We start from the raw sequence: 5560 nt of genomic DNA on the forward strand, positions 1-5560 counted from the left end.
AAAAGAAAACCCCGCTGCGTGAGCAGCGGGGTTTTCGGGTAAAAACCCTGGCGATGACCTACTCTCGCATGGCTTAGGCCACACTACCATCGGCGCAGCTGCGTTTCACTTCCGAGTTCGGGATGGGATCGGGTGGTGCCACAGCGCTAATTTCACCAGGGAGACAGTTGGAGCGTCGCCATCCTAAAGAAACGGATAAGGCGCCTGCCTCTCGTAAGTCTTGTGACGTAGCGTGCACTTGGGATCTATCGACATGTCATGTCGGCCAAGGCAACTTGAGGTTATATGGTCAAGCCACACGGATCATTAGTATCAGTTAGCTCAATACATTGCTGTACTTACACACCTGACCTATCAACCACATAGTCTATATGGTTCCTTCAGGGGGCTTGTGCCCCGGGAGATCTCATCTTGAGGCGCGCTTCCCGCTTAGATGCTTTCAGCGGTTATCGCTTCCGAACATAGCTACCCGGCAATGCCACTGGCGTGACAACCGGAACACCAGAGGTTCGTCCACTCCGGTCCTCTCGTACTAGGAGCAGCCCCTCTCAAATCTCCAACGCCCATGGCAGATAGGGACCGAACTGTCTCACGACGTTCTGAACCCAGCTCGCGTACCACTTTAAATGGCGAACAGCCATACCCTTGGGACCGACTACAGCCCCAGGATGTGATGAGCCGACATCGAGGTGCCAAACACCGCCGTCGATATGAACTCTTGGGCGGTATCAGCCTGTTATCCCCGGAGTACCTTTTATCCGTTGAGCGATGGCCCTTCCATACAGAACCACCGGATCACTAAGTCCTAGTTTCCTACCTGCTTGATCCGTCGATCTTGCAGTCAAGCACGCTTATGCCTTTGCACACAGTGCGCGATGTCCGACCGCGCTGAGCGTACCTTCGAGCTCCTCCGTTACTCTTTAGGAGGAGACCGCCCCAGTCAAACTACCCACCATACACGGTCCCCGATCCAGATTATGGACCTAGGTTAGAACGTCAAGCACGACAGGGTGGTATTTCAAGGATGGCTCCACCACAGCTAGCGCCATGGTTTCATAGCCTCCCACCTATCCTACACAGACGAACTCAACGTTCAGTGTAAAGCTATAGTAAAGGTTCACGGGGTCTTTCCGTCTTGCCACGGGAACGCTGCATCTTCACAGCGATTTCAATTTCACTGAGTCTCGGGTGGAGACAGCGCCGCTGTCGTTACGCCATTCGTGCAGGTCGGAACTTACCCGACAAGGAATTTCGCTACCTTAGGACCGTTATAGTTACGGCCGCCGTTTACTGGGGCTTCGATCAAGAGCTTCGCCTTGCGGCTGACCCCATCAATTAACCTTCCAGCACCGGGCAGGCGTCACACCCTATACGTCCACTTTCGTGTTTGCAGAGTGCTGTGTTTTTGATAAACAGTCGCAGCGGCCTGGTTACTGCGGCCCTCTTCAGCTATAGCTCGCATGAGCCACCAAAAAGGGCGCACCTTCTCCCGAAGTTACGGTGCCATGTTGCCTAGTTCCTTCACCCGAGTTCTCTCAAGCGCCTGAGAATTCTCATCCTACCCACCTGTGTCGGTTTACGGTACGGTCTGCGTAAGCTGAAGCTTAGGAGCTTTTCCTGGAAGCGTGGTATCAGTGACTTCGCCTTAAAGGCTCGTCTCGGTGCTCGGTCTTAAAGGATCCCGGATTTGCCAAAGATCCAAACCTACCGCCTTTCCCCCGGACAACCAACGCCGGGTACACCTAACCTTCTCCGTCCCTCCATCGCACTTACGCGAGGTGCAGGAATATTAACCTGCTTCCCATCGACTACGACTTTCGTCCTCGCCTTAGGGGCCGACTCACCCTGCGCCGATTAACGTTGCGCAAGGAAACCTTGGGCTTTCGGCGTGCGGGTTTTTCACCCGCATTATCGTTACTCATGTCAGCATTCGCACTTCCGATACCTCCAGCAGACTTCTCAATCCACCTTCAACGGCTTACGGAACGCTCCTCTACCGCGTACATATAAATATGCACACCCCAAGCTTCGGTTCACTGCTTAGCCCCGTTAAATCTTCCCCGCAGACCGACTCGACCAGTGAGCTATTACGCTTTCTTTAAAGGGTGGCTGCTTCTAAGCCAACCTCCTGGCTGTCTGTGCCTTTCCACATGGTTTTCCACTTAGCAGTGAATTTGGGACCTTAGCTGTGGGTCTGGGTTGTTTCCCTTTTCACGACGGACGTTAGCACCCGCCGTGTGTCTCCCATACAGTCCGTCTCGGTATTCGGAGTTTGCAATGGTTTGGTAAGTCGCGATGACCCCCTAGCCATAACAGTGCTCTACCCCCGAGAGGATACATATGAGGCGCTACCTAAATAGCTTTCGAGGAGAACCAGCTATCTCCGGGTTCGATTAGCTTTTCACTCCTAATCACAGCTCATCCCCGTCTTTTGCAACAGACGTGGGTTCGGGCCTCCAGTACCTGTTACGGCACCTTCACCCTGGCCATGACTAGATCACCCGGTTTCGGGTCTACTGCCCGCGACTATGCGCCCTTATCAGACTCGGTTTCCCTTCGCCTCCCCTATACGGTTAAGCTTGCCACGAACAGTAAGTCGCTGACCCATTATACAAAAGGTACGCAGTCACTCTTTCGAGCTCCTACTGCTTGTACGCACACGGTTTCAGGATCTATTTCACTCCCCTCTCCGGGGTTCTTTTCGCCTTTCCCTCACGGTACTGGTTCACTATCGGTCGGTCAGTAGTATTTAGCCTTGGAGGATGGTCCCCCCATGTTCAGACAGGGTTTCACGTGCCCCGCCCTACTCGTCTTCACTGGAGTGGCCCTTTTAAATACAGGGCTATCACCTTCTATGGCCAGCCGTTCCAGGCTGTTTTTCTAGAACCATTCCAGCTTAAGGGCTAGTCCCCGTTCGCTCGTCGCTACTCAGGGAATCTCGGTTGATTTCTTTTCCTCTGGTTACTTAGATATTTCAGTTCACCAGGTTCGCTTCCAGCAGCTATGTATTCACTGCAGGATACCCGCAAGCGGGTGGGTTTCCCCATTCGGACATTACCGGATCAAAGCTTGTTGCCAGCTCCCCGATACTTTTCGCAGGCTGCCACGTCCTTCATCGCCTCTGACCGCCAAGGCATCCACCGTGTGCGCTTATTCGCTTGACCATATAACCGCAAGTTGCCTTGGGTTACATATATGACCTGGGGGTACAAAGCCCAGATACGAAATATAACGACTCAATTAATAAGAAGACATTTAAGTCTTCCGCCTTAGCCTCACGACACGTCTAAGATAGAATCTCAAAACGCTCGCTACGTCACAAGTTTTAAAAGAACACGTACCAGCCACAATGCTGATCCGTAATAAATTCTTTGTATGCGCTAATCATTCAGAGTGGTGGGTCTGGGTAGACTCGAACTACCGACCTCACCCTTATCAGGGGTGCGCTCTAACCACCTGAGCTACAGACCCAATGTCCGTTCAGCTCATTGCCGTTTGCGTCGATAAACACGCAACGTGTGGTGGAGCCTGTCGGGATCGAACCGACGACCCCCTGCTTGCAAAGCAGGTGCTCTCCCAGCTGAGCTAAGGCCCCATATACGGGACTATCCACATCGGCCAGGCCGACGTGAAACTCTGAATGCAGGTTACTTGTGAAGACGCCCGACAGGACGATGCTGTCTTTGCTCAAAAGGAGGTGATCCAGCCGCACCTTCCGATACGGCTACCTTGTTACGACTTCACCCCAGTCATCGGCCACACCGTGGCAAGCGCCCTCCCGAAGGTTAAGCTACCTGCTTCTGGTGCAACAAACTCCCATGGTGTGACGGGCGGTGTGTACAAGGCCCGGGAACGTATTCACCGCAGCAATGCTGATCTGCGATTACTAGCGATTCCGACTTCATGGAGTCGAGTTGCAGACTCCAATCCGGACTGAGATAGGGTTTCTGGGATTGGCTTGCCCTCGCGGGTTTGCAGCCCTCTGTCCCTACCATTGTAGTACGTGTGTAGCCCTGGTCGTAAGGGCCATGATGACTTGACGTCATCCCCACCTTCCTCCGGTTTGTCACCGGCGGTCTCCTTAGAGTTCCCACCATTACGTGCTGGCAACTAAGGACAAGGGTTGCGCTCGTTGCGGGACTTAACCCAACATCTCACGACACGAGCTGACGACAGCCATGCAGCACCTGTGTTCGAGTTCCCGAAGGCACCAATCCATCTCTGGAAAGTTCTCGACATGTCAAGACCAGGTAAGGTTCTTCGCGTTGCATCGAATTAAACCACATACTCCACCGCTTGTGCGGGCCCCCGTCAATTCCTTTGAGTTTCAGTCTTGCGACCGTACTCCCCAGGCGGCGAACTTAACGCGTTAGCTTCGATACTGCGTGCCAAATTGCACCCAACATCCAGTTCGCATCGTTTAGGGCGTGGACTACCAGGGTATCTAATCCTGTTTGCTCCCCACGCTTTCGTGCCTCAGTGTCAGTGTTGGTCCAGGTAGCTGCCTTCGCCATGGATGTTCCTCCCGATCTCTACGCATTTCACTGCTACACCGGGAATTCCACTACCCTCTACCACACTCTAGTCGCCCAGTATCCACTGCAATTCCCAGGTTGAGCCCAGGGCTTTCACAACAGACTTAAACAACCACCTACGCACGCTTTACGCCCAGTAATTCCGAGTAACGCTTGCACCCTTCGTATTACCGCGGCTGCTGGCACGAAGTTAGCCGGTGCTTATTCTTTGGGTACCGTCAGAACAACCGGGTATTAGCCGACTGCTTTTCTTTCCCAACAAAAGGGCTTTACAACCCGAAGGCCTTCTTCACCCACGCGGTATGGCTGGATCAGGCTTGCGCCCATTGTCCAATATTCCCCACTGCTGCCTCCCGTAGGAGTCTGGACCGTGTCTCAGTTCCAGTGTGGCTGATCATCCTCTCAGACCAGCTACGGATCGTCGCCTTGGTGGGCCTTTACCCCGCCAACTAGCTAATCCGACATCGGCTCATCTATCCGCGCAAGGCCCGAAGGTCCCCTGCTTTCACCCGAAGGTCGTATGCGGTATTAGCGTAAGTTTCCCTACGTTATCCCCCACGAAAAGGTAGATTCCGATGTATTCCTCACCCGTCCGCCACTCGCCACCCATAAGAGCAAGCTCTTACTGTGCTGCCGTTCGACTTGCATGTGTTAGGCCTACCGCCAGCGTTCACTCTGAGCCAGGATCAAACTCTTCACTTAAAAACGCATAGTCCGAGGACTAAAAATTTAAAGCTGCAGATGCTTGACCGCTGGCAACGTTTCGCTTGCTTTAAAACAATTGATATGTTGCTTGATCAAACGTCTGCAAGATGGACAATCATCCTTCCTGCAGGCGCCTTCACAAGATACCTGCGCATACTGTCAAAGAACTTTGGAGTCGGCCTCAGCGCCTTCCTCCGTGTGCCCCGACGTTTCCGTCGTTGCGAGCCGCCCATTATAGCCGGCTTTTCCGCTTCGTCAACACCTTTTTTCAAGGCCGTTTCACCGAAGTGAAACGTTGTTGCCGATGCTGCTTCGTCGTG

The 5560-nt window shown here is 53.4% G+C and carries 1 protein-coding gene, 2 tRNA genes and 3 rRNA genes; all 6 read right to left on the reverse strand.

What is annotated here, in order from left to right; all coding sequences use genetic code 11:
- Positions 1-45: 45 nt before the first annotated feature.
- Positions 46-160 (reverse strand): 5S ribosomal RNA (gene rrf, locus OC373_RS18455).
- A 125-nt stretch (positions 161-285) separates the two neighbouring features.
- Positions 286-3164 (reverse strand): 23S ribosomal RNA (locus OC373_RS18460).
- Positions 3165-3394: 230 nt separating this feature from the next.
- Positions 3395-3471: transfer RNA gene (locus OC373_RS18465), tRNA-Ile, on the reverse strand.
- A 48-nt stretch (positions 3472-3519) separates the two neighbouring features.
- Positions 3520-3595 (reverse strand) — tRNA-Ala (locus tag OC373_RS18470).
- Positions 3596-3690: 95 nt separating this feature from the next.
- Positions 3691-5237, reverse strand: a 16S ribosomal RNA gene (locus OC373_RS18475).
- Together the 16S, 23S and 5S rRNA genes with 2 tRNA genes alongside form the textbook arrangement of a ribosomal RNA operon.
- Before the next feature lie 95 nt (positions 5238-5332).
- Positions 5333-5560 (reverse strand): hypothetical protein (locus OC373_RS18480; protein WP_261998250.1); only part of this gene is annotated, 228 nt, incomplete at its 5' end.

This window comes from Stenotrophomonas sp. Ste96, from assembly GCF_024519495.1.
GTDB classification, from domain to species: Bacteria; Pseudomonadota; Gammaproteobacteria; order Xanthomonadales; family Xanthomonadaceae; genus Stenotrophomonas; species Stenotrophomonas bentonitica_A.